Below are 25,344 nucleotides of genomic sequence, written 5' to 3'. Positions count from 1 at the left end.
GCGAAACGGGCAGTGAGGCGGACATGGCGAGTTACGATTACTCGGGGCAGCAAAGCCCCGAGCAGATGCATTACCCGAATCAAGCGTATTCTGAGGATGCGTATGATTACCCCGACGATATGCAAGATTATGACGCACCGCGCGGCACGTATGGGCTGGGCCGGGTCGTAAACGTTCTTGGGGCCGTCGCCTCATTGGCGTTGGTCGCTGGTGTAGGAGTATGGGGCTATCAACTGGTCATGCGGGATGTGAGCGGCGTGCCCGTGGTACGTGCCGCCGAAGGTCCAATGCGCGTCCAACCGGAAAACCCGGGCGGGACGCCCGCAGATCACCAGGGTCTGGCCGTCAATGCAGTTGCCGCCAGAGGCACCGCCGCGGCCCCGGCTGATCGCCTGATCCTTGCACCGCGCCCCGTGTCGCTGACCGATGAAGATTTGCCTGGCAGCGATCTGAAGCCAACTCCGGCGCTGCATGTGGTGGAAGAGCCGATCACGACCCAGGAAGCCGCGCGTCTGCGCCAAAGTGCGGTGGACGCGTTGGTGGCTGAACTTGCGGGTGAGGCGGCCAAGACCCAGCAGGAATTCGAAGACGGGACGCAAGTAGCGTCACTGGCCACGCCCGAGGAAGAGCCGGCAATTGATCCTGTTGATTTTGCAGCGGCTTTGCCGGATCCGGCTCTTGCTGAATTGCCAGGGGTTCGCAGGTCTTTGCGTCCGGTTAAACGCCCTGCGCGCAGTCAAATCTCGCCCAGCGAGGCGTCTGAGGGCGCCATCAACGCCGCCGTCAAGGCTGCGGTTGGGTTGGATGTTGACCCCGACACGTTGGCCAAGGGCACCCGACTGGCGCAGCTTGGCGCCTATGACAGCTCGCAGGTGGCGCAGGCCGAATGGGATCGCCTAAGTGGTCGATTCGGGGAATATATGGCTGACAAACAACGGGTTATCCAGAAAACCTCAAGCGGCGGTCGAACCTTTTACCGCCTGCGTGTTTTGGGATTTGAAGACCTGAGCGACTCGCGCCAGTTCTGTGCCGCGCTGGTCGCACAAGGGGCAGACTGTATCCCGGTCGCCGTCCGGTGAAGTTTGGCGCCACGATCACCGATGCCGAAGGGCTGCGTCTGACGCAGGAAGAAAGGGACCTGTTTCGCCAAATGAACCCCTTCGGGTTCATACTGTTTGCCCGCAACATCGAAAGCGCCGATCAAGTCCGCGCCTTGTGCGATGATTTCCGCGAGGCGGTCGGGCGCAATTGCCCTATCACGATTGATCAGGAAGGCGGGCGCGTGCAGCGCTTGCGCGCGCCCTTGGCCCGCGAATGGCTGCCACCCTTGGATCATGTGACCCGTGCAGGCGATCAGGCCGAGCGAGCCATGTATCTGCGCTATCGCCTAATCGCGGATGAATTGTTCAGTCTTGGGATCGACAGCAACTGCGCCCCCATGGTCGATGTTGCGCGTACTGATACGCACGCTTTTCTCAAGAATCGCTGTTACGCTTCTGATCCTGAACAGATTTCCAAAATTGGCAGGGCCGTAGCAAAGGGGCATTTGCACGGGGGCGTTTTGCCTGTAATCAAACACATGCCAGGACATGGCCGTTCCACGCTGGACAGCCACTACGACTTACCTCATGTCGATCTGTCATTGGACGAATTGGACAGCAGTGATTTCGCGCCGTTTCGTGCACTGAACGATTTGCCGATGGGGATGACCGCACATCTGGTCTACGATCAAATCGATCCCCAACCAGCCACGATTTCAGCCACCATGATGCGTGTGATCCGCGACAAGATCGGCTTTGAAGGGCTGATCATGACCGACGATATCGGGATGAAAGCGCTGAGCGGTACACCGTCGGACGTGTCACGTCAGGCCATTCAGGCAGGCTGTGACGTTGTTCTGCACTGCAATGGCAGTTTTGCAGATCGTGCCGCAGTGATGGAAAGTGCCGGAGAGATGACCGATCAGGCACAAGCCCGCGCAGAACGGGCGCTGGCGATGCGCAAACCTCCTCAGGAACTTGACATCCCCGCCGCCGAGGCGGAACTATCTGCCCTAATGGGCGGGCAGGTATATGAACGATAACCTCTTTAGCGAAGACCCTGTCTCGGTCGCGGATCGTCTTGCGGCCGAAGCGCTGATTGTTGATGTCGACGGGTTCGAAGGACCACTGGACGTTCTGCTGACCTTGTCGCGTACGCAGAAAGTGGACTTGCGGAAAATCTCGGTTCTGGCGCTGGCGCAGCAGTACCTGGCTTTTGTAGAAAAGGCCCGTGCGCTGCGGATCGAACTGGCCGCCGACTATCTGGTGATGGCCGCGTGGCTGGCCTTTCTCAAATCCCGGTTGCTGTTACCTCCGGACCCCGATGACGAAGGTCCATCGGGCGAGGAACTGGCTGCGCATCTGGCGTTTCAGCTGGAACGCCTTCAGGCCATGCGCGATGCGGCTGCGCGGTTGATGGCACGCGATCAGTTGGGCCGCGATTTCTTCAAGCGCGGGCAGGGCGAAGATATCACCCGTATCCGCACTGTAACCTATTCCGCCACGCTGCTGGATTTGATGCAGGGTTACGCCCGTATCCGCACCCGCGACGAATTCCGCCCCTTTGTGATGGATCGCGACTCGGTCTTCACGATGGAACAAGCGCTGGAACGGATGCGACCGTTGATTGGCTTTGCCGGAGCGTGGACCGACATGGAGACGTACCTGCCGGAGGGCTGGGACGCCGACCCGGTGCGCCGCAGGTCCGCAACGGCGGCAACTTTTGCGGCCTCGTTAGAGCTGGTGAAAGAAGGACATATGGAGATGAAACAGAGCGAGACATTCGCTCCGATCCATCTGCGAAAGAGGACCGAGACACGTGACTGACGCCCCTGAAGAGACCGGTACTCTGTTCGAAGCTCCTCCGCTGGCGGAACAGGAACGCATGGTCGAGGCTGTTCTGTTTGCCAGTTCTGAGCCGGTGACAATTGCGGATCTGGAGGCCCGGATGCCCCACGGAAGCGATGCGGCGCAAGCGGTTGAATTGCTTCAGAAACGCTATGAAGGGCGTGGCGTGCGCGTGGTGCGTGTGGGCGATGCCTGGGCCATTCGGACTGCCCCGGATCTGGGTTTTCTGATGCAGAAGGAAACGGTCGAGACCCGCAAGCTGAGCCGCGCAGCGATCGAAACTCTGGCCATCGTCGCCTATCATCAGCCCTGTACACGGGCCGAGATTGAGGAAATCCGTGGGGTTTCGGTTTCGCGCGGAACCATTGATCAGCTTTTGGAGATGGAGTGGATCAAGCTGGGCCGCCGTCGTATGACACCGGGTCGTCCTGTGACCTTTGTTGTAACGCCAGAATTCCTGGATCACTTTGGTCTGGAAAACGCGCGTGACCTGCCTGGCCTGAAAGAACTTCGGGCGGCTGGGCTTCTCGAAAACCGGCCTCCGCCGGGTGCCATTCCCCTGGGTGAAGGGCGTGAGGACGAGGCCGACGAAGATCAGACCGAGCTGTTCGAGGAAGAGTGATTGCGCAGCCCTTTTGTTGCCGCATAAAGCGCCTATCTTTAACCCTGAGGACAGGGAGTTGAGCAATGAATGCAAATCGGATCATTGATATGATTGTGCGTCAGGTCATGCGCCGACTGGTCAACAAAGGCGTGAACAAGGGCATTGATATGGCCAGTCGCATGGGCAAGGGCGACGCCACATCCAAGGGGCCAAAGCACGCCAATTCATCTGATCATGCCCAAAAGCTTCGGCAGGCCGAGAAGATGAGCCGGCAGATGCGCAGGTTCATGAAATTCTAGAACTTACCCAACAGCCTTGAAGTGCTTGGACAGTTTCAGGCCCTGACCCTGATAGTTTGATGCAATGCCCGCGCCGTACAATTGCGTCGGCATTTCGGCCATTTTCTCATAGACCAGACGCCCGACAACTTGTCCGTGCTCCAGCACAAAAGGTGCTTCGTGGCAGCGAACCTCTAAAACACCGCGCGATCCGGCCCCGCCGGCGGCGGCATGGCCAAAGCCGGGGTCAAAGAACCCGGCATAGTGCACCCGGAATTCGCCAACCATCGCCAGATAAGGTGCCATTTCAGCGGCGTACATTGGCGGGATATGTACTGCTTCACGGCTGACAAGAATATAGAACGCACCAGGATCAAGGATAATACAACCATCCTTGGTGCGCACTTCTTCCCAATAATCCTGCGGGTCGTATTCGCCGATACGATCCAGATCGATGACCCCGGTGTGAGGTTTTGCGCGGTAGCCAACCAGATCGGTCTCGGGAAGCTGCAGATCCACTGAGAAACCCAGTCCGTCCTGAATAACAGCAGGGCCGTCGACCAGTGGCGATTCAGCATGTAAGGCTTTCAATTCAGCGTCCGAGAGCACGGCTTGACCCTGACGGAAGCGAATCTGATTCAGACGCATGCCCGGACGGACCAGCACCGAGAACGAGCGCGGACAGATTTCGGCATAGAGTGGGCCTGCGTATCCAGCAGGCACCCGGTCAAACTCGGTGCCGCCATCGGTGATAGTCCGGGTCAGAAGGTCCAGCCGCCCGGTCGAGCTTTTGGCATTTGCCACGGCGCTCATATCGTCGGGCAGGGCGATTGATTCCATTAGCGGGACTAGATAGACGCAACCTTTTTCCAGAACGGCCCCGTCCGTGATATCGATGCGGTGCATCTCGAACTCGGTCAAACGATCTTCGACGGTTCGCCCTTCGCCTGCAAGAAACGAAGCGCGGACGCGGTAAGCGACTGTTCCCAGACGTAAATCAAGGCTTGCTGGTTGAATCTGAGCAGGCAGAACGTCCGGGCTGGCCGTGATCTCGCCGCGCGCGATCATCGCCTCAATCTGTTGGTTTGGGCAAACACCTGTCATCTCGATCCCCTCTGGTGCCAGAGCGGGATCTGGCCTGTGTGCCATAAACGTCGGTGTGATTTGGTCGGGCTAGCAGGACTCGAACCTGCGACCTTCCGTCCCCCAGACGGACGCGCTACCAGGCTGCGCCATAGCCCGACGTTGGGGTGTTCATAAAGATTTTCCCGGCAGGGGCAAGAGGAAAACACTGCCTTTTTTCCTAACCCGTCGCCTGTGTCTCGACACGATCCAGCCAGTGACGCAGGTCTTTTGCAATCGGTGCGATGCGGCGCAACAGGTCGTCGTCAAACTCTGCCCGGTTCCACGCCAACGAGGCGATTCCCCCCAAGATCGGAGCGGCGTCAAGCTGGGGCTCTGCAACCGGCTGCTGGTTGGCCGCTGGTGCAGCGTCGATCTGAGCATCCTCTTTTACCTTCGGCGCAGATGTTTCGCCCAAATCCAAATGGATCTGTTCCGTGATTGGTGCAGGTTTCGGCTCGAAAGGCACCACTGTGTTTTCAAGGGGCGAGGATGGGGCCGGGGACGGGTCGTCCAAGGATTGCGCTAGCGACGCAACATGCGCCACGCCTTGTTCACGCAGAATTCGCTGCACGCCTTTTATGGTGATTCCGTCTTCGTGGAGAAGCTTTTTGATCCCGCCCAAAAGCCGCATGTCATTGGGGCGATAATACCGGCGTCCACCCGCCCGTTTGACCGGTTTCACCTGCGTGAACCGGCTTTCCCAGAAACGCAGAACATGGGCCTGAACACCAAGCCAATCCGCAACTTCGCTGATCGTGCGAAACGCGTCGGGAGACTTGCTCATATCCGCGCGACCTCGGGGTTACTTGCGATTCCCGGCAGCGACGCGATCCTTCATCAGATGCGACGGGCGGAAAGTCAGCACGCGGCGCGGCTGAATTGGAACTTCTTCACCGGTTTTAGGATTGCGACCAACACGGGCGGTCTTGTCGCGTACACTGAACGTGCCGAAGGATGAAATCTTGACCTGCTCACCGCGCACCAGCGCGTCCGACATGTGGTTCAGAACGCTCTCAACCAGCTGTGCGCTTTCGTTTCGTGAAAGCCCAACCTCGCGAAAGACGGCTTCGCTCAGATCCATTCGAGTCAGTGTTTTATCGCCCATGCCATTTCCCCTGTTGATGTCAAAGCATATGAGTATGGCAAATTCGCTGTCAATATCAATGAATTGCAGGCGGCTGTGTAAGCCGGTTTGCGCCGGTTACCAGCGCAGAACAACCGCGCCCCATGCCAGTCCGCCGCCAATTGCTTCGGTCACGATCAGGTCGCCGGTCTTGATTTGCCCGCGCTGTTTGCCCACCGAAAGGGCCAGCGGAATCGATGCGGCCGAAGTGTTGCCATGATCCTGAACCGTAACCACGACGTTCTCCATAGGCAGGCCCATTTTCTTGGCGGTGCCCTGAATGATGCGGATATTGGCCTGATGCGGCACGATCCAGTCCACGTCGGCGTTGGTCAGGCCCGCACGCTCGAGCGCGGCTTCAGCAGTTTTTGTAAGCTTTTCAACGGCATGGCGGAACACTTGATTGCCTTGCATACGCAGATGCCCGGTGGATTGCGTTGAAACACCGCCATCAACATACAGCAGATCCTTGTAGCGGCCGTCCGAGTTCAGGTCGGTTGCCAGAATACCGCGATCCTCAGAGGTGCCGTTACCTTCCTGAGCTTCCAACACCAAAGCTCCGGCTCCGTCTCCGAACAGGACACAAGTAGAGCGATCCGTCCAGTCCATGATCCGCGAGAACGTCTCGGCGCCGATGACAAGTACGCGCTTGGCCTGACCCGAAACAATCAGCGCATTTGCGTTGGAAAGTGCAAAAACGAACCCCGCGCAGACGGCCTGTACGTCAAAGGCAAAACCCTTGGTCATGCCAAGCCGGGCCTGAACCATGGTTGCCGCAGACGGGAAGGTCAGATCAGCAGTCGATGTCGCTACGACGATGGCGTCAATGTCGTCTGCGCTCAAATCGGCATCTGCCAAAGCCGCCTCGGCAGCTTTTGTCGCCAGATCCGAGGTCGTTTCACCCTCGGCTGCGAAATGGCGGCGTTCAATGCCCGATCGCGTTCGGATCCACTCGTCGGTTGTGTCCAGCGTTTTCTCAAACTCGGAATTGGGAACAATGCGTTCCGGCAAATAATGCCCGACACCTACTACAACTGAACGGCCTGCCATGTTGGGGTACTGCCTTTTTGATTATTTTTCGGTCTGCGGCGCAGCTTGCGCGGCATCTTGTGCAAGCTGGGCTGTGGATGCAACCCGCGCGGCCAATTTTTCGGAAAAGCCCGATTGCGCCAACGTAAAGGCCAGCTTGATTGCGGCTGACACACCGGTCGCATCTGCGCCACCATGAGATTTCACCACGGTGCCGTTCAGTCCCAGAAAAACACCGCCATTCACGCGTCGTGGATCGATGCGTTTTTTAAGGCGGTTCAGCGATGTGATGGCCAGGATAGACGCCAGCCGTGACAGCGGAGAATACTTAAAAGCCTGACGCAGCAGGTCGCCGATCAAGCTGGCTGTGCCTTCGCCGGTCTTGATTGCAACATTGCCTGTAAACCCATCCGTGACAATGACATCTGCCTTGTCACCGGGGATGTCGCTGCCTTCGACAAAGCCCACAAAATCGAAATTTGCCTGCTCTGCGAATTCAGTGATCATCGCATGCGCTTCTTTCAACTCGGCGCGACCCTTGTGCTCTTCGGTGCCGACATTCAGCAACCCGATCCGGGGCCGGGTCAGCGCCATGCCATTGCGCGCGTAAGAAGCGCCCATCAGGGCGTATTGCAGCAAATCCTTGGCGTCGGCGCGGACGTCTGCGCCCACGTCGAGCATCACGTTGAAACCCTGAGGGTTGCGCGAAGGCCACAGAATCGCAATTGCCGGGCGGTTCACACCCGGCAATTTGCGCAAGCGCATCATCGACAGCGCCATCAACGCTCCGGTGTTGCCACAGGAAACCGCCCCATGTGCCTCACCCCGGCGCACGGCCTCAAGGGTGGACCACATCGAGGTCTGCTTGCCGTTGCGTACAACCTGGCTGGGCTTATCCGCCATCGTGACGACGTCTGGACAATCACGAAAAACGACGCGCCCTTCTAGGACACGCCGTTTGGCGACCAGCTTTCGCAGTACCTGTTCCGGGCCGTGCAGCAAAAACCCAATATCCGGGTTCTTATCGGCCGATTTCGCCAAGCCAGCAACAACAACTGCGGGACCTTCGTCCCCACCCATAGCGTCGACCGAGATGGTGATCCGTCCGGCGTGCGTGGGCTGTTCAGTCATGCCTTGGCCTGCGCTCAATCAGGCTTAGGCTGCGTCTTCGTCCAGGTCGATTTCGTCGGCCTGAGCGACGACTTCACGGTCGTCATAGTGGCCGCAAGATGCGCAAACGTGGTGGGGGCGCTTCAGCTCGCCGCAGTTCGGGCATTCGTTCGGGTTTGCAGCAACCAGAGCGTCGTGTGCGCGGCGGTTGTTGCGACGCGACTTGGAAACTTTGTTCTGTTGGACGGCCATGGTCTCAACCTTTGTCTACTGAGGGTCAGCAGATTCGCCGCCGACCGGGGTTTCATATTTCGTTTATCGTGGTTTGACGCGCGTTTAGGCGACCCGCCTCGCAATGTCCAACCCAAAATCCGATGAGCGCGCGAAAATACTGCGATTCTCGTCATGTTCAAGCGATTTTTCTGACCGCCTGCTATGACAGGAAATCAGTTTGATGTCACTCGTCGTTTTTAAGCGCATCGCGCAATCCTGCCAATCCGGCAAACGGCTTGACGTCTTCGTCGGTCATTGCCGGTTTGCCCGGCTCTGTATAGCCGACCTGGCCCAGTTCTGCCCCGTCCTGGCGCGGATATTGCGGCAGAGCCAGCGACAGCGCTTCGACCATGACCAATGCCGGGTCAATCTCGGGACCCAGCGGCTCGGATTCGTCATCTTCGGGGATCTCGAACTCGGGTTCATCCGGGTCGGTCCAATCGGACAGAAAGGTGCGACGAACCGGGATATCAATACGGGTTGTGACAGGGTCGAGGGTCACGACGCAGGGTTGGATGACAGTGGCGCCCAGTTTGCCGTTGAGAACCCAGTCGCGCTTGCCCTGCGCTCGGACCTCTCCGACAAAGCTGAGCTTGCGCAAACCCAGCAATCCCAGATCTTGCCGAATCTCGTCCAACGAAGCGGCAGAGGGGCGCAGATCGAACGGAGTTGGAGCGTTCTGAGGCAGATCGGCCACTCGAAGTGATGTAAGGTTGCTCATTTGTGAGCCTTTCTATGTGTTGAACCGTGGCAGCGGTTTCTGTAATCGGATAGAAGCCGCAGAAGGCCAAGGCAAGAGGGTGCGCATGTTGAAGGTAATGAACCGGTTGAAACCAGCGACGAAATCGCTTGTGTTTGTTGCCTGTCTGGCCGCGATCGGGGCCTGTACGCCAATCTTCAAGAATCACGGTTACGTGCCGCCGGCCGAGGATCTGGCCGAAATCAAAGTTGGTGTCGACACGCGCGACACCGTGGAAAAAGCCATCGGCGCTCCGGGCGCTTCGGGTGTGGTGAGGGATTCAGGCTTTTACTATGTCCGCTCGCGGGTGCGCCACTACGGCCCGAAACGGCCCGAGGTTGTATCGCGCGAGTTGGTCGCTATCAGCTTTGACCAGCGTGGCGTCGTCAGCAATATCGAGCGCTTTGGCCTTGAAGACGGCCTGGTTATTCCCTTGGAACGCCGTGTGACCGATTCCAACGTTCAGGACAAAGGCTTCCTGCGACAGCTGCTTGGCAATATCGGCAACTTCAACCCGGCCAATATTCCGGGCGCCAACTAATTTTGTCTTCTGCAGTGTGCGGGTCACAAGACAGTCACATGTCTTGTGTTAGCGAGGTCACGACGACAACAATGGGTCAGCAACCGTGGAGGATGCGACCGTGGCGACAGCGGTACTGTTGAGCAAAGGGCGCTATCGCGCCCGATTGGCGCAATCGGCAGTGGATATCAACGCCGCGCAGGCGTTGCGTACATTTGCGTTTGGCACGCAACAATTAGACAGCGACGCTTTGGATGTACGGTGCAGCCATGTCTTGGTCGAAGACATGCGCGATGAGCAGCAGTTGGTGTGCTGCTTTCGGATGCTGACCATGGATCATGGGCGCGAGATCGGGCGTAGCTATTCGGCACAATTTTATGATCTTTCAGCGCTGGCAGGTTTTTCCGGTCGTATGGTCGAGATGGGCAGGTTTTGCGTCCACCCCGATTGTAACGACGCAGATATCCTGCGAGCCGCTTGGGGGGCGATGACGGCATATGTGGACCAAAATGGTGTTGAGATGCTGTTTGGTTGTTCGTCTTTTGCAGGAACCGAGACCGAGCACTATCTGGATGCTTTTGCCATGCTTAAAGACCGCCATCTGGCGCCTAAACGCTGGTTGCCGCGGGTGAAGGCACCGGATGTGTTTCGCTTTGCTGCGCGTTTGCGGCGCAGACCGGATGTGAAACGGGCCATGTTACGGATGCCGCCCTTGTTGCGAACTTACCTGTTGATGGGCGGCTGGGTCAGTGATCACGCGGTTGTAGATCGGCACATGAACACGCTGCATGTGTTCACCGGGCTGGAGATTGGGGCGATTCCCCCGGCGCGGAAACGTTTGCTGAGGGCGGTGGCCGAATGATTCCGTATTTTTGACGAGAAGAAGCAGGGGCGTTGACGCGCCTGCCTAGCCGGTTTAGCTGGCGGGCATGGCGAGAATTCCTTTGTTGCAGATGTCCGGCATTTCCCTGACCTTCGGGGGCGATCCGGTGTTTTCCGACCTTGATCTGGTAGTCCAGCCCGGCGACCGCGTTGCCTTGGTGGGGCGAAACGGGTCGGGGAAGTCGACTCTGATGAAAGTGATGGCGGGTCTGGTCGAAGCCGATCAAGGTGAGATCGTTGTGCCGCCGGGAAAATCCGTGGGGTACATGGAGCAAGACCCAACCATGGAAGGGTTTGCGACGCTGGGGGATTATGCGTCCAGCGGTTTGGAACTGGGCGAATTGTACAAGGTTGAGCGCGCTGGCGAAGGGTTGAAATTTGACCCGTCTCGCCCTGTTGAGACGGCATCGGGTGGCGAACGGCGGCGGGCGGCCTTGGCCAAGTTGATGGCTGAAGCACCGGATCTGATGTTGTTGGATGAGCCCACAAACCACTTGGATATTGAAGCCATTGCTTGGCTTGAGCGCGAGCTTGGCGCAACACGCGCCGCCTTTGTGCTGATCTCGCACGACCGGGCCTTTTTACGGGCGTTGACGCGGGCAACGCTTTGGATCGATCGAGGCGCGGTGCGGCGGCAAGAGAAGGGCTTTGACGCTTTTGAGGCCTGGCGGGACAAGGTGTGGGAAGAAGAGGATCAGCAGCGTCACAAGCTTAACCGGTTGATCAAGTCTGAAGCCAAATGGGCGGTTGAGGGCATCAGCGCCCGACGCAAGCGCAATCAAGGCCGGGTTAGGGCACTGCAGGCTCTGCGCGCCGAAAAGGCTGCGCAGATCAAGCGTCAGGGTTCGGCTGCCATGACGCTGGAGGCCGGGCCGAAATCGGGTCGTAAAGTGATTGAGGCCAAAGGGCTGTTCAAAGGGTTTGAGGACAAGCAGATCGTTCGGAGTTTTGATCTGCTGGTGCAGCGCGGTGATCGCGTGGCCTTTGTTGGGCCAAACGGGGTGGGTAAGACCACGCTGCTGAAGATGTTGTTGGGGCAGGTCCAGCCAGACGAAGGTACGGTGTCGCTGGGCACGAATCTTGAAATTGCGGTGTTTGATCAGACGCGTGCTCAACTGGATCCCGAGATGTCTCTTTGGGATAGCTTGACCGGAGATCCCGAAATGCGGGTGTCGGGTAAGGCCGATCAGGTGATGGTGGGCGGACAGCCAAAGCACGTCGTTGGGTATCTCAAGGAATTCCTGTTCGACGAACGGCAGGCAAGAGCGGCCGTTAAGTCCTTGTCTGGTGGGGAAAAAGCACGTTTGTTGCTGGCCAAGTTGATGGCGAAATCTTCGAATCTTCTGGTGCTGGACGAACCGACCAACGATCTGGATGTCGAAACGCTGGATTTGTTGCAAGAGCTTCTGGACGATTACGACGGCACGGTTCTTTTGGTCAGCCATGACCGGGATTTTCTGGATCGGGTGGCCACGACGACCATTGCGATGGAGGGCAATGGTCGTGCCACGGTTTATGCCGGTGGGTGGTCGGATTGCATCGCGCAACGCGGTGGTGTGAGCGACAAAAAGGAAGAAAAAGCAAAAGCTTCAAAGCCAAAGGTCAAGCAAGAGGCTAAGCCGAAGTCGGGTCTGTCTTTCTCGGAAAAGCACCGGTTGGACAAATTGCCTGACGAGATTGCGCGTCTTGAGGCCGAGATCGCCAAGCTGGAAGAACTGATGTCTGACCCCGAGCTGTTCACCCGTGAGCCTGTCAAGTTCCAGAAGGCCACCGAGGCGCTGGTTGAACGGCAGGAAAAGCTGTCGGCGGCCGAGGAAGAGTGGCTAATGCTCGAAGAAAAGTCTGAAAGCGCTTAGCGGTTCGGGCTTTTTGCTGGGTTTCCCACTACGGTCTCTCCGGCGGCAACGTCCTTGGTAACGACGCTGCCTGCGCCAATCGTGGCATTGTTGCCGATAGAGAGACCGGGCAACAGAATTGCGCCTCCGCCCACCCAAACATGCTTGCCAATTGTGACTGGTAAGCCGATTTCCAGTCCTTGGGCCCGCTCAGCCGGGTCTTTGGCATGTTGGGCGCAATAGATCTGGACATTGGGGCCAAACATCGTGTCGTCTCCGACCCGCACCAGGGCGGTGTCCAGAACGACGCAACCGGCGTTGAAATAAACCCGTTTGCCCAGATGGATGTTCATCCCATAGGCGCAATGAAACGGGGCTTCGAGGAAACAGTCTTCACCTACTTGACCTAGCAAGGCACGCAGCTCGGGTGCCATCGCGCCGCGTGCGTCAGGTGGGCTGGTGTTGTGCGCGTGAACCGCACCTCTTGCCCGTGCACGAAGTTCGTCCAGTTCTGGGTCCAGACAGCAATACCACTGTCCGGACTGCATTTTTTCACGTTCCGACATGCGACAGATTTAGCGCATCCGCAGCGCTCCGTCGATGCGGATGACCTCACCGTTCAGGTAACCCATCTCGACAATGAATGCGGCCAGCCGTCCGTATTCTTTCGGGTCCCCTAAACGGGCCGGGTTCGGGACGTCGGCGGCGAGTTGCTGCTGTACTTCTTCGGGCAGCCCCGCCAGCATCGGGGTCATGAAGATGCCCGGCGCGATGGTCATGACCCGAATGCCGGTCGAGGCCAGATCGCGGGCCATCGGCAGGGTCATGCCGACGACGCCGCCTTTGGATGCTGCATAGGCCGCCTGACCCTTTTGGCCGTCATATGCCGCGATAGAGGCCGTGTTGATGATCACGCCCCGCGCGCCGTCTGGTTCGGGGTCATTCTTTGACATCTCGGCAGCGGCCAGACGTGAGACGTTGAACGTACCAACCAGATTGATGTCGATTGTGCGCTGGAAGGCATCCAGAGGGTGGGGGCCTTCCTTGCCAACCGTTTTGATGCCATACGCGATGCCCGCGCAATTCACGACTGCGGTGATCTTGCCCATCTTGGCCATGCCATGACCTACAGCAGCGGCCACCGAATCCTCATCGGTCACATCCGTCTGCGCGAAATGCCCGCCGATCTCGGCGGCGACCTGCGTGCCACGTTCTACGTCGCGGTCCAAGATCGTGACCTGTGCACCCTCAGAGGCAAAATGGCGGGCCGTGGCTTCGCCGAGGCCGGACGCGCCGCCGGTGACAAGTGCTGCTGTGGTGGACAGGTGCATGGTGAACTCCTCCCATAGATATGAACACTTGTTCAATAACTGGTTCGCGGGTGCGGTGTCCATACCTTTGATGAAGACGCTGTCCATCCGGGCTGCGCTTCCGTTCCTGAAGACAAATTAATCCGGTCCTCACGAAAAAGCGCCTTTTCGTGAGCGAAGAGATTTGGACCGTCATGTGTTTTTTCGCCAGGAGGTGCCGATATGGTTACGAGTAAGAAACAAGCGCTGGGTGCGGTTTTTGTCGCGCCTGTTTTGGGATTGGTGATGATTAGCAGTGCATCTGCTGCACCGGAAGTCTGTACTGGAAAAACGGCCCGAAGCCTGGCCAATGCCGGGGATTACGCGGGGTTGTGTGACTGCGTTCAGGTGACGCCGAGTTTTCTGGAGAGGCTTCAGAGACGGTCGGATTTTGAAACAACGCTGCAAGTTGTCGGGTCGCAATGTCCGGGGCTTGCCTCGCTTTTGACGGATTTGCCGACGGCAAGCCTGTCGGGGTTAAGCAATAATCGTGGTGAAAGCCGAGGGTCTGAACCGCTTGGTGAGGCGTTTGCGGATGCTGCAAATCCAGGATCGCCGGGCGGTGGAAACGGCGGTAACGGCGGCGGTGGAGATGGAGGCAACGGCGGCGGTGGAGACGGAGGCAACGGCGGCGGTGGAAACGGTGGCAACGGCGGCGGTGGAGACGGCGGCGGTGGCAACGGTGGCGGTGGAGACGGCGGCAACGGCGGCGGTGGAGACGGTGGCAACGGCGGCGGTGGAGACGGTGGCAACGGCGGCGGTGGAAACGGCGGCCCTGGTAACGGAAACGGCAACAACGGGAACCCCGGTAATGGCGGGGGGAACACCGGGGGCTCTGGGCCTGGCACTGGCAACGGTGGCGGCAACAATGGCCAGGGCAACGGTGCCCAAAACGGCGGTGGCGGAAACGGCAATGGCGGAAGGGGTCTCCGTTAAGCTCCGCCAGGTTCTTCAAAAAGAAACGGCCACCGTCAGGTGGCCGTTTGAGTTGTGTCTTAGGTGCATAGAGGCGGGCGAGCCATCAACCGAGCTGAACCAGCGCATGACGTTTTTTGCCTGCGCTCAGCTTGATGGGCGATGACAGCGCGCCTGCGTCGATCATCATTCCCGCATCGGTCAGCGGCGCATCATCCAGCTTGGCCCCGTTCTCGGCGATCAGGCGCTTGGCCTCTTTGCCGGATTTTGCCAAACCCGATTTGACGATGATCTGCACGATGGACATGCCGTCACCCAATTCGTCAGGGCTGAGGGTCAGTGTCGGCAGATCGCCACCTACGCCGCCTTTTTCGAACACTTCGCGCGCGGTGGCTTCGGCATTGGCCGCAGCCTGTGCGCCATGCAGCAGGGTTGTGACCTCATTGGCCAAACGGATTTTGGCTTCATTGATCTCGGACCCGGCAAGCGCGCCCAGACGATCGCACTCATCCACCGGCAATTCAGTGTAGAGCTTCAGAAACCGGCCCACATCCGCGTCGGTTGTGTTGCGCCAGAACTGCCAGAACTCATAGGGCGAGCGCATCTCGGCGTTCAGCCAGACCGCACCGTCCTGAGACTTACCCATTTTCTTGCCGTCACTGGTGGTCAGCAGAGGCGAGGTCAGGCCATAGATCTCGTGATCCAGAACACGGCGGGTCAGGTCGATCCCGTTGACGATGTTGCCCCACTGGTCGCTGCCGCCCATTTGCAGAACACAGCCGTAACGGCGGTTCAGTTCCAGGAAGTCATAGGCCTGCAGGATCATGTAGTTAAACTCGAGGAAGCTCAGCGACTGCTCACGATCCAGCCGCGACTTCACAGATTCAAACGACAGCATCCGGTTGACCGAGAAATGGCGCCCGATATCGCGCAGAAAATCGAGGTAGTTCAGATCACCCAGCCACTCGGCATTGTTCAGCATAAGCGCCTTGTTCTCGGCGTCCGTGTCATAGTCGATATATGCGGCGAACACCTTCTTGATGCCCGAGATGTTCTCGTCGATCTGTTCGGGGCCCAGAAGGGGGCGTTCATCCGCGCGGAACGATGGATCGCCCACCTTGGTCGTCCCACCGCCCATCAGTGTGATCGGCTGGTGGCCGGTTTTCTGGAACCAGCGTAGCATCATGATCTGGATTAGGCTGCCCACATGCAACGACTTGGCCGTTGCATCAAAGCCGATATAGGCCGGTTTACACCCACTGATCAGCGCGTCGTCAAGGCCCTGATAATCGGTGCAATCGGCGAGAAAGCCGCGCTCGATCATCGTGGCGATGAAATCCGATTTGGGGTGGTAGGTCATATCGTGCCCTTTGGGTTAATGTTGCGGGGCACTGTATAGGCGGCAGCGCCGATGAGGAAAAGCCACGTTTTTTAATTGAGGGTGGGTGTCGATCCGGCCACGCGGTTAGCGAAAAATATGAACCGCTGCATGAGAACGCTTGCGTTTTTGTGCAAACAAAAGGCAGTTTGACCGGGCTGCAACCCAGAGGTGTACTCAAGGACTCGGATGCGGCGAAGAAGACAGCCAGTTCAGGAGGCAGGCGTGAGCCAGACCATCAGCAAACACGGGGTGATCCGGGCACTGGGCGCGATGTCGGGCACCTCGATGGACGGGGTGGATGCCGCGATGGTCGAAACTGACGGCCACCAGATTATGGGGTTTGGACAAAGTAGCTATCGCGCTTATTCAGACGCAGAGCGAGACGTGCTGCGGGCAGCGCTGGGTCAGTGGCATGGGCCCGATGTCGATGCAGCGGCTGAGATGGTCACTTTTGCCCATGCCGAGGCACTGTCTGAATTCGAAGAGGTCGATCTTATCGGTTTTCACGGCCAGACCGTTGCGCATGAGCCGCGCGGGCGTGGAACCTTGCAGGTGGGTGACGGTCTGGGGCTGGCGCAGGCGCTGGGGCGTCCGGTGGTTTGGGATTTCCGCAGCGATGATGTGGCGATGGGGGGCGAGGGGGCTCCGCTAGCGCCGTTCTTTCATTTTGCCTGCGCCAAGTGGTTCGGCGCGGACCGACCCCTGTGTTTTCTGAACCTGGGTGGGGTCGGCAATCTGACCTATGTTGACCCGTCCTTTGACGGCCCCGAAGCGCCGGGCGCTTTGCTCGCCTTTGACACCGGGCCTGCAAACGCGCCTGTGGACGATCTGATGCAAGCCCGACTGGGGCTGCCCATGGATCGGGACGGGGCGCTTGCGCGGGATGGAACCGTCGAAATGGGCGCGTTGGAGCTGTTTCTGGCTGAGCCATACTTTGCTCGAATGCCACCCAAGTCTTTGGACCGGAATGATTTCGCGGAAATGATCGGTCTGGTGAAGGAATTGAACGATGCGGACGCCGTGGCGACCCTGACCGGGATGTGTGCCGCAGGTGTCGTACAGGGGATGGAGCATTGTCCGAAACCTCCGTCCTGCGTGCTGGTCACTGGAGGTGGGCGCCACAATCCGGTTTTGATGGAGATGTTGCGCGTGTCGCTGGATTGCCCGGTGGAGCCGGTTGAAGCAGTGGGACTGGATGGTGATATGCTCGAGGCGCAGGCCTTTGCCTATCTGGCGGTACGTGTGGCGCGTGGCCTGCCGACGTCGTGCCCCGGCACAACCGGCGTACAGGCGCTGGTTGGGGGTGGGGTTGTAAGTTCGGTTTCGATGGACGCTGTTGGCTAGCATCAGCCGAAAACAGTTCAAAATAACAGCTTGTTGTGCGACGGTTGCCCCGGACCCACGGATCAAGGGCAAGGCATTATGGCGACCAAGGCAGAGCTTGAAGCTGAATTAGAGAAATTACGGAAGCGCAACGCAACGTTGGAAGTGCGGGTCAACCAAGACCCGGCCCCCAAGGAGCGAGATGAGCATACCAAATCATCGGATGAAATTCGAAAGCTTCTGGAAGAGCATGGGATCGACCTGAGTCAAGCGCAGGCTTTGGGCGAGGATGTGGTCGAGGAATTTGGCCGCTTGCAAAAAGAATATCCGATCACAGCGTTACTGATTGCGTTCTCGCTGGGGTATGTCGTCGGACGCGCGCAGGGTTAGGAGGCAAGCCATGAGCAGATTAAGCAGAAATCTGGTAACGATCTATCGGACAGAACGCCTGATTGCGCGCCGTCGCTTGGCCGTGGTGCAGCAGCAGACGATATTATTTGGAATAGCGGGTATTGTTGCCCTGTTGGCCCTCGTGCTTTTGAACCTTGCGCTGTTCTTTGCCCTGCAAAGTACAATGTCGTCAGCTTCAGCTGCTGCGGTATTGGCGCTTGGCAATCTTGGTTTTGCCGCGCTGCTGGTTCTGATTGCACGCCGCAGCAGCGTTGAGGATGAAGTCGCGCCGGCGGTTGAGGTCCGTGACATGGCAATCGCAGACATTGAGGATGAGTTGGAGGAGGTGGCGACTGAAGCGCGCGAAGTCGTGCAGGCGGTCAAAAGCATCGGCTCGAATCCATTGGGGTCGGCGACGACGGTTTTGGTGCCTCTGATCAGCATGTTGATCAAAAGCCGAAGCAACGAATAGGGGGCGCTGCCCCCGTCGCGCAAGCGCGCCTTCCCCGAGGTATTTGGGGCCAGATGAAGAGCGGATCTTATGAGCTGAGCGTGCGGGTGTAGTCTTTGGTGAACTCCGCATAGCCGTTGGACGTAGATTTCAGATGCGCGCGCATCCAGTGGTGCAGCGCGGGCAGGTGATGGAATGGCACATTGGGGAAGGAATGATGCTCGGCATGGTATGGCATGTTCCAGGCCAGAAACCGCAAGGCTCGGTTGGTGAAGGTCGTGCGGGAGTTCTCGAGCATGTTTGCCACCGGCGGGCAGAGGCCGTGCTCGGCCAGCAGGTAAAGGCGTAAAACGGGTTGAGCGACCAGCACCGGAAGAAGCCAGACCCAGAACAGTATCGTACTGTAAGTCAGACTGATGAGCGTTAACGTATAGAGACCAAGCAGAATGCGGGCTTCGGCCTTCATTGCGTTTTGTTGGCGTTTCGGAAGGTAAGGCGCATCCAGGTGGCCGCTCGCGTTTTGAACCAGTACCTTTGCCATGCCGCTCCAATAGGGCCAGCCGCTGAGGTAGATCAAAAGGTCAGACCAGCTATCGGGCCGCGGTTTGCCGCCTAGCTCGGGGTCGCGCTGAGGGTCATTGGTCCATTTGTGATGGGCGAGGTGGAAATAGCGAAACCAAACAAAAGGCAAGGCAATTGGTACCGAGACCAGATGTCCGACCGCATCGTTTAGCCATCCTGTTCTAAAAGGGGTCTTATGGGTGCATTCGTGGCTGAGCGTAAAGAGAAACACCAGCAAAACGCCTTGCGGCAGGATCAAGACCGGCCAGAACGGGATTTGCGCCACGATTGCGGCGCTTAGGGCTGACAGCGCAGCCAGATAGATCGACAAATGCTTCAGCCCAGTGGCGTTCGACCGGCGTTGCAATCGGTCCTTGGTTTCCGCAGGCAGAGAAGCGATCAGGTCTTTGTGGTCCATGCGGACATCGTTAAGTCCGGCGTAAGTCCGGTCAAGTCCGAAGAGCTATCGGCAAACCGGAGCACCTTTGCGTTGGGCGGTGTCAAAATGAAAATGTCCAACGTGATAGCGGTCGGCGTCCGGGCCGAGCACGGTACTGAACACGCCACAAGCACCGCTGTGCAGTTTGCGTAAAACCGCGCTTTGTGCCTCGTCCTTCCACCCGTCCTGCACAGTGATTTGCGTGCCGTCCTGTAACACAAAGGTCGAGATATCGATGGCGCGTCCTCGCGCATGTTGCGACAGGCGTGCGCGTGGCTGGTTGTTCTGGGTTTTGCAGGCATAGTGCCCCACAACCCGCATCCCCTTGAGCCCGCCGCCCATGTCGGCAAACGCCGGTTTGGCGGTGTTTTCAATCCATGTTTTGAGCGTGACCGCCGTCTGGCAATCCATCAGTGAGAATTGGCTGAGCGCAACATCCGATATCCGGTAGACACTGACCGGATTGGATATGCCACAGCCTCGTGCTTTGCTTTTTAGGGCCTTGCGTGTTTCCCCTAAAATTGTCCAGTCACCACAAACCGCGCCGCGATCGCGCATCCTGTCGCGCCCCTGTTCCAGCTGCATAGTTGCGCAAGGGGGAAGGTCCTCGGGCGTCAATGCAGCGGGGGCGGCGTCGGCTGATGTGTCGGGCAGTGACAGATCAAGTTCGGCGTCAGGGTTGGCGCAGTCGATGCTGGCGCTTGTAAGCCCTGCACTTAAGCAGAGAAACAGAATTGTCAGACAGGCCTGCCTCATGGTTACTCGATACTCCGTTACACACGGTTACGGGTACAGGATGGGCAAAGCAGGGCCGTCTGTAAACTCAACTTTTCAGTGATTTGTTGGGTCAGGTTATTCCCTTGAGATGTCAAAACCCGGCGCGGCCAACTCAAAACCTTGGAAATCAAAGCCGGGAGAGACCGTGCAACTGACCAAGGTGTAGTCGCCCGTGCTGCGTGCAGCCTGCCAATGGCCTTCAGGAACGATCAGCTGCGGCGCGCCTTTTAACAGGTCAGGGGTCAGCAGATGATCGACCGCAGGCCCTTTATCTGTTGCGCTCAGAGACAGGACCAGAGGTGCGCCTGCGTGGTAGAGCCAGATTTCAGTGGCGTCGACCCGGTGCCAGTGGCTGCTTTCACCGGCCTGCAACAAGAAATAGATGCAAGTGCCGGTCGGGCGGCCTGCGTTTTCGGCACGCCATGTTTCGGCATACCACCCGCCTTCGGGATGACGTTGCAGGTTCAGGTGGTCGATAATGTCTTGTGCGGTCATAAGTGCCCTCTTGGTTCGGCGCGATTATGCACGGGACGATACGATCCGCTATGGTATTCGTGCGCCTAAACAATATGTAATGCGACATGACCCTGACGATCCCATTTGATAACACCTATGCCCGCTTGCCAGATGCATTTTTTGCGCGGCAGTCTCCTGTTCCCGTCCGTGCGCCGCAGATGATTGCGTTCAACGATGATTTGGCAAAGTTGCTGCAGATCACCCCAGGAGATGTGCAGGACATGGCCCAGGCTTTTGCCGGCAATCGTCTGCCCGAAGGCGCGGAGCCTATCGCGCAGCTGTATTCGGGGCATCAATTCGGACAGTATAACCCTCAATTGGGGGATGGGCGTGCGGTGTTGCTGGGCGAGACCGTGGGCACCGATGGGGCGCGCCGGGATATACAATTAAAAGGCTCGGGCCCCACGCCCTTTTCACGCCGAGGCGATGGTCGGGCTTGGCTGGGGCCGGTTCTGCGTGAATATGTGGTGTCCGAGGCGATGCACGCGCTGGGCGTCCCGACCACACGTGCTCTGGCCGCTGTAGAAACAGGTGAGACGGTGTTTCGCGAGGGCCCGATGCCGGGGGCGGTGTTGACGCGCGTGGCCAGCAGCCATCTGCGGGTGGGCACGTTTCAGGTTTTCGCCGCACGAGGGCAACTGGACAGTTTGCGCCAACTGACGGAATACGCCATCGCGCGTCACTATCCTGAGGCTGACGGGCCGATGGGTCTGTTGCGGGCGGTGCGGGACGCACAGGCCAAGTTGATCGCGCAGTGGATGAGCGTGGGATTCATTCACGGTGTTATGAACACTGACAATTGCTCGATCGCGGGTGAGACGATTGACTATGGTCCTTGCGCTTTCATGGACACGTATCACCCCAACACGGTCTACAGTTCGATTGACCGGATGGGGCGGTATGCCTATTCGAACCAGCCCGACATTGCCGTATGGAACCTTGCGCAGTTGGCGACGTCCTTGATCCAGCAGATGGATGACAAGGAGGCCGCTGTCGAAGAGGCGACTGAGATCGTTCATGCCATGCCAGAGCTTTTGCATCAGAACTGGTTGACGCTGTTCCGGGCTAAGATTGGTCTGACGACTGACGAAGAAGGTGATTTAAAGCTTGTGACGGATCTTCTGAAGCGGATGGCTGAAGGGCAGGCGGACTTCACCAACACTTTCCGGGCTTTGGGCAGCGTTTCCGCGCGGGATCAATTTGTTGACCCGGCCAGCTATGACAGTTGGGCCCAGGGCTGGCGCGCGCGATTAGAGCGCGAAGCGCAACCGATGGACGTGATGGCCGCTTCTAACCCGGCGTTCATTCCACGCAACCACCGTGTCGAACAGATGATCCAAGCTGCGGTGCAAGGGGATTACGCGCCGTTCCATCGGCTGAATGCCATCCTCGCTCGGCCTTACGATGATCAGGATGATGCCGCAGATTTGAGACGGCCCCCGGCCAAGAACGAGGTGGTGCACGCAACCTTCTGTGGGACGTGACCCAACTCGGGGGCGTTACTTTCGAACAATCTCCAATACTGCGGCGCTGACGATCAGCGCAGCGCCTAGAAACTCGCGCAGACCAAAGGGTTCTCCGGACAGTACGGCAGCCGAGGCGATGCCGACGACCACTTCGCTCATCAGCAGCAGGCCGACCCGCGATGGGGAAAGCTTTGTTGCTGGCCAAATCGTCATGTAGACCATGGGCAGGATGTAGAAGGCCGACAACAGGGCCAACAGAAGAACGCGGATCGCTTCACTTTGCGCGATGGATGGTAAAGCCTGCTCGGGCAGAACAAGAAGGCTGAATAGGGACAGGATCAGCGCACCGAAAACAAAGGCAAAGACCTGCCCCGAAATCGAGATGCGATTGACGCGATAAAGGCCCATAGAGCCCAGGGCCCAGCATACGCCTGATGCCAATGCCAGCCAATCGCCTATGTTTTGCGGCCAGGGCACGAAACCCGCGCCGCCCAGAACAACAAAAAGGCCGCCCAACCCGCAGAAGAGACCGGCAAGACGCATAAGGTTGAGGCGTTCACCCAAAAACATGACGCCCAGAAGTGTGCCCCAAATGGGCGTGAGGTAGAACAGCAGGATCGACCGGACAACGTCAGTGTATACAAGACTGATGGAATACAGGCTGAACGCGGCACCCGTGAACATCCCGCTGAGCATCAGGTTGCGCCATTCGCGAACAAGTGTGTGTCGGTCGCTCCAAACAAATGGGAATAGAGCGATCAGGGCCGCGCAATACATGACAATCCCGGGCCAGGGGCCGGTCAGACCCTGATCCAGAAAGAACCGAACCGGGATCCAGTAGAGCCCCCATAGCGCGCCGCCCATGACCAGAACCAGGCTGGCGCGGGTGCTGTTGACCGGCTGTGTCTGATGCAGTTCCATTCAGCCCCTCAGGTTGCGGCGGTTTGGCCGTTCCACTGCAACCGGATAGAGCAGGGGATCAAAAGGAACAATCCTTTGGTGATCGCTTGCGGGTCGTTTGCCAATAAATCGTGCGATTGGCGTTGTTTCTTTCCGAGGCATTCGTTCTGTATCGGAACAGGGGGGGTTGCGCGCCGCGCCAGAGGTGGCACATTGAGCGCAAGCCCATTGGTCAAGCCCTTATGAAACAGTCTTCAACCCTACGTATCGCCAGCTATAACATTCAAAAATGCCTCGGGCTGGATTTCCGGCGTCAACCGCAGCGTATCCTGCAGGTCATCGAACACATGCGGGCCGACATCGTTGTGCTGCAAGAGGCAGACAAACGCCTGCCGCCGCGCCCGGCAGCCCTGCCGCATTTCATGCTGGACGAGGCGGGTTGGCAGATCGTCGATCTTGGCGGGGCCGGCAGCCTTGGGTGGCATGGTAATGCAGTCATATGGCGTGGGGATGGTATTTCCGTACGTCAAAAAGGGCATCATGACTTGCCGGGGTTAGAGCCGCGCGGCGCGGTCCGAGTCGAGTTCGATACTCAAATCGGGCCGTTGCGGGTGATGGGGATGCATCTTGGGTTGCTGCCGGCATCGCGGCGGCAGCAGATTTCGCACATCCGGCGCTTTGATGATGATCTGGCCAAGATGCCAACCGTCTGGGCCGGGGATTTCAACGAATGGTCGCGGCAGCCGGTTCTGGACCATCTGGCCCCCGAGATGCGTTTTCTACCGCCCCGACCCAGCTTTCCCGCAGCGCAACCGCTTGGCGCGTTGGACCGGATCGCGCTGGGCGCAGGGGTGAAAGCCACCGCGCATGGGGTTCACGACGCGCGCCCGGCACATATCGCATCGGATCATCTGCCTGTCTGGGCCGATCTGACACGTGCTGCGTAAGATCAGCGGAAAAGCAGAAATCCCTGTGGCGCAAACTGCACAGACATACTAAGACAGATACCCGAGCAAGTCTGAGGGGCATCATGTCGGAAACGATTATTGGGCGTTGTGAGGCCAAGGGCCTGCGCATGACCGGTCAAAGAAGGATCATCGCGCAGGTGCTGGAACAAAGCGACGACCATCCGGATGTCGAAGAGCTCTATTCACGTGCTTCTGCCGTCGACAAAGGTATTTCGATTGCAACCGTATATCGGACGGTGAAACTGTTTGAAGAAGCGGGGATTCTGGAGCGTCTGGAATTCGGCGATGGCCGCGCACGGTACGAGGATGCCGAGCGTGACCATCATGATCACTTGATCGATATGCAATCGGGTGAGGTGATAGAATTCGTCGACCCTGAGATCGAAGCCCTTCAGGAAAAAATCGCGGCAAAGCTGGGGTACAAACTGAAAGGCCATCGGCTGGAGCTGTATGGCGTGCCACTGGAACAGGATTAAATCATCACGAAACGCGATTGATCCCCTCACGTTAATTCATCACGCGTGACGGGAAATGTCTTGCCAGAGGCCATTGGTTGAGGTTGTTGTGCGCATAGGCACCCAAAGTGCTTTTTCCTGTGGACGCGCATATGAACAACGTAAACGGCATTCTGCTGCTCATTGGGTCGATGGCGGCCTTTGCACTTGAGGACATGTTCATCAAGGTTCTGTCGGTCTCGGTGCCGACAGGGCAGATCATGGTGTTCCTCGGCGTGGTCTGTACGCTCGTGTTTGCGGCTCTGTCAGTGGCCTCGCGCAAACGCGTCTTTGACCCGATGGCCTGGAAGCTATTGCCGTTGGCGCGCGCCGCAACCGAAGGGATCGGGGCAGTAACCTTTGTTACGGCGCTGTCTTTGATCGACCTTTCAACGGTCGCCGCCGTTTTTCAGGTCCTGCCGCTGGCTGTCACCATGGGGGCAGCAATGTTTTTGGGGGAACACGTCGGCTGGCGGCGTTGGAGCGCGATTGGCGTGGGTTTTATCGGCGTTCTGATGATCATTCGTCCCGGTTTCCAAGGGTTCCAGCCCGAGTCTCTTTTTGTGATTTTGTCCGTCCTGGCCATTGCTGCGCGCGATCTCATCACGCGTAAGCTGGATGCGCGAGTCGCCTCGACCGTTGTAGCGATGCAAGCGTTCATTGCAGTTGCGCTGGCTGGCGGGCTGTTGATGGCGATTTCCGGTGCATCATTTGTGCCGCTTCAGGACGGACAATCGCTACCGTATCTCGGGGCCGTAGGGTCCGGTGTGATTGGGTATTACGGCATTGTCACCGCGATGCGTGTCGGCGAAGCGTCGGCATTGATGCCGTTCCGCTACACGCGTCTGGTGTTCTCGATCGTTGCAGGAATGCTGGTTTTTGGGGAGCGGCCAGATGCGCTGACGCTTGCGGGCGCGACACTTATCATTGGGTCCGGACTTTATACCTTTGTTCGCGAGCGGCGTTTGGCAAACGAACTGGCTCCGGTCTAATTGTGTTGGCGCAAAC

At 58.4% G+C, this 25,344-nt stretch carries 30 protein-coding genes and 1 tRNA gene; 16 read left to right on the top strand and 15 right to left on the bottom strand.

Annotation, left to right across the window (positions count from 1 at the left end):
* Nucleotides 1-23: 23 nt before the first annotated feature.
* From GOV89_RS05710 to GOV89_RS05690, 5 genes are all read left to right on the top strand, one after another.
* Nucleotides 24-1,079, top strand: coding sequence for an SPOR domain-containing protein (locus GOV89_RS05710; protein WP_171234445.1), 1,056 nt, complete (start codon nt 24-26; stop codon nt 1,077-1,079).
* Nucleotides 1,076-2,083, top strand: coding sequence for a beta-N-acetylhexosaminidase (gene nagZ / locus GOV89_RS05705; RefSeq protein WP_171237736.1), 1,008 nt, complete (start codon nt 1,076-1,078; stop codon nt 2,081-2,083). The genes GOV89_RS05710 and nagZ overlap by 4 nt, the downstream gene beginning before the upstream one ends.
* Nucleotides 2,073-2,867, top strand: a complete 795-nt coding sequence (locus tag GOV89_RS05700; protein WP_171179786.1) for a ScpA family protein — start codon at nt 2,073-2,075, stop codon at nt 2,865-2,867. The genes nagZ and GOV89_RS05700 overlap by 11 nt, the downstream gene beginning before the upstream one ends.
* Nucleotides 2,860-3,510: an SMC-Scp complex subunit ScpB gene (scpB, locus tag GOV89_RS05695; RefSeq protein WP_171179788.1), complete on the top strand. Its 651-nt coding sequence runs from the start codon at nt 2,860-2,862 to the stop codon at nt 3,508-3,510. Before GOV89_RS05700 ends, scpB begins: the two co-directional genes overlap by 8 nt.
* A 65-nt stretch (nt 3,511-3,575) precedes the next feature.
* Nucleotides 3,576-3,791, top strand: coding sequence for a hypothetical protein (locus GOV89_RS05690; protein WP_171090541.1), 216 nt, complete (start codon nt 3,576-3,578; stop codon nt 3,789-3,791).
* A gap of 3 nt (nt 3,792-3,794) precedes the next feature.
* On the opposite strand, the gene GOV89_RS05685 is transcribed toward GOV89_RS05690, so the two are convergent.
* The 8 genes from GOV89_RS05685 to GOV89_RS05650 form a co-directional block, all read right to left on the bottom strand.
* A complete protein-coding gene (locus GOV89_RS05685) occupies nt 3,795-4,874 on the bottom strand; it encodes a 2'-deoxycytidine 5'-triphosphate deaminase (RefSeq protein ID WP_171237735.1) in 1,080 nt (359 codons plus the stop codon).
* 61 nt (nt 4,875-4,935) lie between these two features.
* Nucleotides 4,936-5,012 (bottom strand) — tRNA-Pro (locus tag GOV89_RS05680).
* Between the two features lie 61 nt (nt 5,013-5,073).
* Nucleotides 5,074-5,679: a MerR family transcriptional regulator gene (locus GOV89_RS05675; protein ID WP_171237734.1), complete on the bottom strand. Its 606-nt coding sequence runs from the start codon at nt 5,677-5,679 to the stop codon at nt 5,074-5,076.
* A gap of 18 nt (nt 5,680-5,697) precedes the next feature.
* Nucleotides 5,698-6,000 carry an integration host factor subunit alpha gene (gene ihfA, locus GOV89_RS05670; protein WP_152458234.1) on the bottom strand — a complete coding sequence of 101 codons (303 nt, stop codon included), beginning with the start codon at nt 5,998-6,000 and terminating at the stop codon, nt 5,698-5,700.
* Nucleotides 6,001-6,096: 96 nt separating this feature from the next.
* A complete protein-coding gene (locus GOV89_RS05665) occupies nt 6,097-7,068 on the bottom strand; it encodes a beta-ketoacyl-ACP synthase III (RefSeq protein WP_171237733.1) in 972 nt (323 codons plus the stop codon).
* A 21-nt stretch (nt 7,069-7,089) separates the two neighbouring features.
* Nucleotides 7,090-8,178, bottom strand: coding sequence for a phosphate acyltransferase PlsX (gene plsX / locus GOV89_RS05660; RefSeq protein ID WP_171234439.1), 1,089 nt, complete (start codon nt 8,176-8,178; stop codon nt 7,090-7,092).
* A 24-nt stretch (nt 8,179-8,202) separates the two neighbouring features.
* A complete protein-coding gene (gene rpmF, locus GOV89_RS05655) occupies nt 8,203-8,409 on the bottom strand; it encodes a 50S ribosomal protein L32 (RefSeq protein WP_008756996.1) in 207 nt (68 codons plus the stop codon).
* A 205-nt stretch (nt 8,410-8,614) separates the two neighbouring features.
* On the bottom strand, nt 8,615-9,151 hold the full coding sequence (locus tag GOV89_RS05650) for a DUF177 domain-containing protein (protein WP_171237732.1): 537 nt from the start codon (nt 9,149-9,151) through the stop codon (nt 8,615-8,617).
* Between the two features lie 85 nt (nt 9,152-9,236).
* Between GOV89_RS05650 and GOV89_RS05645 the strand changes: the two genes are divergently transcribed.
* The 3 genes from GOV89_RS05645 to GOV89_RS05635 all read left to right on the top strand — a co-directional run bounded on the left by GOV89_RS05645 (nt 9,237) and on the right by GOV89_RS05635 (nt 12,427).
* Entirely contained in the window at nt 9,237-9,710 is a 474-nt protein-coding gene (locus GOV89_RS05645) for an outer membrane protein assembly factor BamE (protein ID WP_171237731.1), read from the top strand.
* A 100-nt stretch (nt 9,711-9,810) separates the two neighbouring features.
* Nucleotides 9,811-10,551, top strand: coding sequence for a GNAT family N-acyltransferase (locus GOV89_RS05640; protein ID WP_171237730.1), 741 nt, complete (start codon nt 9,811-9,813; stop codon nt 10,549-10,551).
* A 67-nt stretch (nt 10,552-10,618) separates the two neighbouring features.
* On the top strand, nt 10,619-12,427 hold the full coding sequence (locus GOV89_RS05635) for an ABC-F family ATP-binding cassette domain-containing protein (RefSeq protein ID WP_254451498.1): 1,809 nt from the start codon (nt 10,619-10,621) through the stop codon (nt 12,425-12,427).
* Here GOV89_RS05635 and GOV89_RS05630 read toward each other — a convergent pair.
* Nucleotides 12,424-12,954 (bottom strand): sugar O-acetyltransferase, encoded by a 531-nt coding sequence (locus GOV89_RS05630; RefSeq protein WP_253284433.1) that lies wholly within the window; start codon nt 12,952-12,954, stop codon nt 12,424-12,426. The genes GOV89_RS05635 and GOV89_RS05630 overlap by 4 nt on opposite strands.
* A 27-nt stretch (nt 12,955-12,981) precedes the next feature.
* Entirely contained in the window at nt 12,982-13,737 is a 756-nt protein-coding gene (locus GOV89_RS05625; RefSeq protein WP_171237728.1) for a 3-hydroxyacyl-CoA dehydrogenase, read from the bottom strand.
* Between the two features lie 201 nt (nt 13,738-13,938).
* Here GOV89_RS05625 and GOV89_RS22680 point away from each other — a divergent pair, with 201 nt between their 5' ends.
* Nucleotides 13,939-14,691: a hypothetical protein gene (locus tag GOV89_RS22680; RefSeq protein ID WP_217352140.1), complete on the top strand. Its 753-nt coding sequence runs from the start codon at nt 13,939-13,941 to the stop codon at nt 14,689-14,691.
* A gap of 85 nt (nt 14,692-14,776) precedes the next feature.
* On the opposite strand, the gene tyrS is transcribed toward GOV89_RS22680, so the two are convergent.
* Complete coding sequence (gene tyrS, locus GOV89_RS05615; RefSeq protein WP_171237727.1) at nt 14,777-16,030, bottom strand: tyrosine--tRNA ligase; 1,254 nt, start codon at nt 16,028-16,030, stop codon at nt 14,777-14,779.
* A 243-nt stretch (nt 16,031-16,273) separates the two neighbouring features.
* Between tyrS and GOV89_RS05610 the strand changes: the two genes are divergently transcribed.
* The 3 genes from GOV89_RS05610 (at nt 16,274) to GOV89_RS05600 (ending at nt 18,236) form a co-directional block, all read left to right on the top strand.
* The gene (locus GOV89_RS05610; protein ID WP_348540094.1) at nt 16,274-17,395 is read left to right on the top strand and encodes an anhydro-N-acetylmuramic acid kinase; all 1,122 of its coding nucleotides are present in this window, start codon (nt 16,274-16,276) and stop codon (nt 17,393-17,395) included.
* Nucleotides 17,396-17,473: 78 nt separating this feature from the next.
* Nucleotides 17,474-17,764, top strand: coding sequence for a hypothetical protein (locus GOV89_RS05605; protein WP_171179807.1), 291 nt, complete (start codon nt 17,474-17,476; stop codon nt 17,762-17,764).
* A gap of 10 nt (nt 17,765-17,774) precedes the next feature.
* Nucleotides 17,775-18,236: a hypothetical protein gene (locus GOV89_RS05600; protein ID WP_171237726.1), complete on the top strand. Its 462-nt coding sequence runs from the start codon at nt 17,775-17,777 to the stop codon at nt 18,234-18,236.
* 67 nt (nt 18,237-18,303) lie between these two features.
* Here the strand turns inward: GOV89_RS05600 and GOV89_RS05595 are convergent, their stop codons facing one another.
* From GOV89_RS05595 to GOV89_RS05585, 3 genes are all read right to left on the bottom strand, one after another.
* Nucleotides 18,304-19,194, bottom strand: a complete 891-nt coding sequence (locus GOV89_RS05595) for a fatty acid desaturase (RefSeq protein ID WP_171237725.1) — start codon at nt 19,192-19,194, stop codon at nt 18,304-18,306.
* A gap of 45 nt (nt 19,195-19,239) precedes the next feature.
* On the bottom strand, nt 19,240-19,971 hold the full coding sequence (locus tag GOV89_RS05590; protein WP_171237724.1) for an extensin family protein: 732 nt from the start codon (nt 19,969-19,971) through the stop codon (nt 19,240-19,242).
* Nucleotides 19,972-20,067: 96 nt separating this feature from the next.
* Nucleotides 20,068-20,487 carry a cupin domain-containing protein gene (locus tag GOV89_RS05585; RefSeq protein ID WP_171237723.1) on the bottom strand — a complete coding sequence of 140 codons (420 nt, stop codon included), beginning with the start codon at nt 20,485-20,487 and terminating at the stop codon, nt 20,068-20,070.
* An 86-nt stretch (nt 20,488-20,573) separates the two neighbouring features.
* On the opposite strand from GOV89_RS05585, the gene GOV89_RS05580 reads away from it, so the two are divergent.
* Complete coding sequence (locus tag GOV89_RS05580) at nt 20,574-21,992, top strand: YdiU family protein (RefSeq protein ID WP_171237722.1); 1,419 nt, start codon at nt 20,574-20,576, stop codon at nt 21,990-21,992.
* 15 nt (nt 21,993-22,007) lie between these two features.
* On the opposite strand, the gene GOV89_RS05575 is transcribed toward GOV89_RS05580, so the two are convergent.
* Nucleotides 22,008-22,895 carry a DMT family transporter gene (locus tag GOV89_RS05575; protein WP_171237721.1) on the bottom strand — a complete coding sequence of 296 codons (888 nt, stop codon included), beginning with the start codon at nt 22,893-22,895 and terminating at the stop codon, nt 22,008-22,010.
* Nucleotides 22,896-23,116: 221 nt separating this feature from the next.
* Between GOV89_RS05575 and GOV89_RS05570 the strand changes: the two genes are divergently transcribed.
* From GOV89_RS05570 to GOV89_RS05560, 3 genes are all read left to right on the top strand, one after another.
* Nucleotides 23,117-23,821, top strand: a complete 705-nt coding sequence (locus GOV89_RS05570; protein WP_171179822.1) for an endonuclease/exonuclease/phosphatase family protein — start codon at nt 23,117-23,119, stop codon at nt 23,819-23,821.
* 83 nt (nt 23,822-23,904) lie between these two features.
* Nucleotides 23,905-24,318, top strand: a complete 414-nt coding sequence (locus tag GOV89_RS05565; protein ID WP_050602224.1) for a Fur family transcriptional regulator — start codon at nt 23,905-23,907, stop codon at nt 24,316-24,318.
* A 131-nt stretch (nt 24,319-24,449) separates the two neighbouring features.
* Nucleotides 24,450-25,328 carry a DMT family transporter gene (locus GOV89_RS05560; RefSeq protein ID WP_171237720.1) on the top strand — a complete coding sequence of 293 codons (879 nt, stop codon included), beginning with the start codon at nt 24,450-24,452 and terminating at the stop codon, nt 25,326-25,328.
* Nucleotides 25,329-25,344 lie beyond the last annotated feature (16 nt).

Origin of the sequence: Ruegeria sp. HKCCA5763, from assembly GCF_013034545.1 — a bacterium.
Taxonomy (GTDB): domain Bacteria; phylum Pseudomonadota; class Alphaproteobacteria; order Rhodobacterales; family Rhodobacteraceae; genus Ruegeria.
This window is presented reverse-complemented; position numbering and strand designations above follow the sequence as displayed.

What these genes read in the sequence shown, in the direction of transcription:
- GOV89_RS05710 (WP_171234445.1), top strand. Translation starts at nt 24, where the DNA reads ATGGCGAGTTACGATTACTCGGGGCAGCAAAGCCCCGAGCAGATGCAT.
- GOV89_RS05700 (WP_171179786.1), top strand. Translation starts at nt 2,073, where the DNA reads ATGAACGATAACCTCTTTAGCGAAGACCCTGTCTCGGTCGCGGATCGT.
- GOV89_RS05690 (WP_171090541.1), top strand. Translation starts at nt 3,576, where the DNA reads ATGAATGCAAATCGGATCATTGATATGATTGTGCGTCAGGTCATGCGC.
- GOV89_RS05685 (WP_171237735.1), bottom strand. Translation starts at nt 4,874, where the DNA reads ATGACAGGTGTTTGCCCAAACCAACAGATTGAGGCGATGATCGCGCGC.
- GOV89_RS05675 (WP_171237734.1), bottom strand. Translation starts at nt 5,679, where the DNA reads ATGAGCAAGTCTCCCGACGCGTTTCGCACGATCAGCGAAGTTGCGGAT.
- ihfA (WP_152458234.1), bottom strand. Translation starts at nt 6,000, where the DNA reads ATGGGCGATAAAACACTGACTCGAATGGATCTGAGCGAAGCCGTCTTT.
- GOV89_RS05665 (WP_171237733.1), bottom strand. Translation starts at nt 7,068, where the DNA reads ATGGCAGGCCGTTCAGTTGTAGTAGGTGTCGGGCATTATTTGCCGGAA.
- plsX (WP_171234439.1), bottom strand. Translation starts at nt 8,178, where the DNA reads ATGACTGAACAGCCCACGCACGCCGGACGGATCACCATCTCGGTCGAC.
- rpmF (WP_008756996.1), bottom strand. Translation starts at nt 8,409, where the DNA reads ATGGCCGTCCAACAGAACAAAGTTTCCAAGTCGCGTCGCAACAACCGC.
- GOV89_RS05650 (WP_171237732.1), bottom strand. Translation starts at nt 9,151, where the DNA reads ATGAGCAACCTTACATCACTTCGAGTGGCCGATCTGCCTCAGAACGCT.
- GOV89_RS05645 (WP_171237731.1), top strand. Translation starts at nt 9,237, where the DNA reads ATGTTGAAGGTAATGAACCGGTTGAAACCAGCGACGAAATCGCTTGTG.
- GOV89_RS05635 (WP_254451498.1), top strand. Translation starts at nt 10,619, where the DNA reads ATGGCGAGAATTCCTTTGTTGCAGATGTCCGGCATTTCCCTGACCTTC.
- GOV89_RS05630 (WP_253284433.1), bottom strand. Translation starts at nt 12,954, where the DNA reads ATGCAGTCCGGACAGTGGTATTGCTGTCTGGACCCAGAACTGGACGAA.
- GOV89_RS05625 (WP_171237728.1), bottom strand. Translation starts at nt 13,737, where the DNA reads ATGCACCTGTCCACCACAGCAGCACTTGTCACCGGCGGCGCGTCCGGC.
- GOV89_RS22680 (WP_217352140.1), top strand. Translation starts at nt 13,939, where the DNA reads ATGGTTACGAGTAAGAAACAAGCGCTGGGTGCGGTTTTTGTCGCGCCT.
- tyrS (WP_171237727.1), bottom strand. Translation starts at nt 16,030, where the DNA reads ATGACCTACCACCCCAAATCGGATTTCATCGCCACGATGATCGAGCGC.
- GOV89_RS05605 (WP_171179807.1), top strand. Translation starts at nt 17,474, where the DNA reads ATGGCGACCAAGGCAGAGCTTGAAGCTGAATTAGAGAAATTACGGAAG.
- GOV89_RS05600 (WP_171237726.1), top strand. Translation starts at nt 17,775, where the DNA reads ATGAGCAGATTAAGCAGAAATCTGGTAACGATCTATCGGACAGAACGC.
- GOV89_RS05595 (WP_171237725.1), bottom strand. Translation starts at nt 19,194, where the DNA reads ATGGACCACAAAGACCTGATCGCTTCTCTGCCTGCGGAAACCAAGGAC.
- GOV89_RS05590 (WP_171237724.1), bottom strand. Translation starts at nt 19,971, where the DNA reads ATGAGGCAGGCCTGTCTGACAATTCTGTTTCTCTGCTTAAGTGCAGGG.
- GOV89_RS05585 (WP_171237723.1), bottom strand. Translation starts at nt 20,487, where the DNA reads ATGACCGCACAAGACATTATCGACCACCTGAACCTGCAACGTCATCCC.
- GOV89_RS05580 (WP_171237722.1), top strand. Translation starts at nt 20,574, where the DNA reads ATGACCCTGACGATCCCATTTGATAACACCTATGCCCGCTTGCCAGAT.
- GOV89_RS05575 (WP_171237721.1), bottom strand. Translation starts at nt 22,895, where the DNA reads ATGGAACTGCATCAGACACAGCCGGTCAACAGCACCCGCGCCAGCCTG.
- GOV89_RS05570 (WP_171179822.1), top strand. Translation starts at nt 23,117, where the DNA reads ATGAAACAGTCTTCAACCCTACGTATCGCCAGCTATAACATTCAAAAA.
- GOV89_RS05565 (WP_050602224.1), top strand. Translation starts at nt 23,905, where the DNA reads ATGTCGGAAACGATTATTGGGCGTTGTGAGGCCAAGGGCCTGCGCATG.
- GOV89_RS05560 (WP_171237720.1), top strand. Translation starts at nt 24,450, where the DNA reads ATGAACAACGTAAACGGCATTCTGCTGCTCATTGGGTCGATGGCGGCC.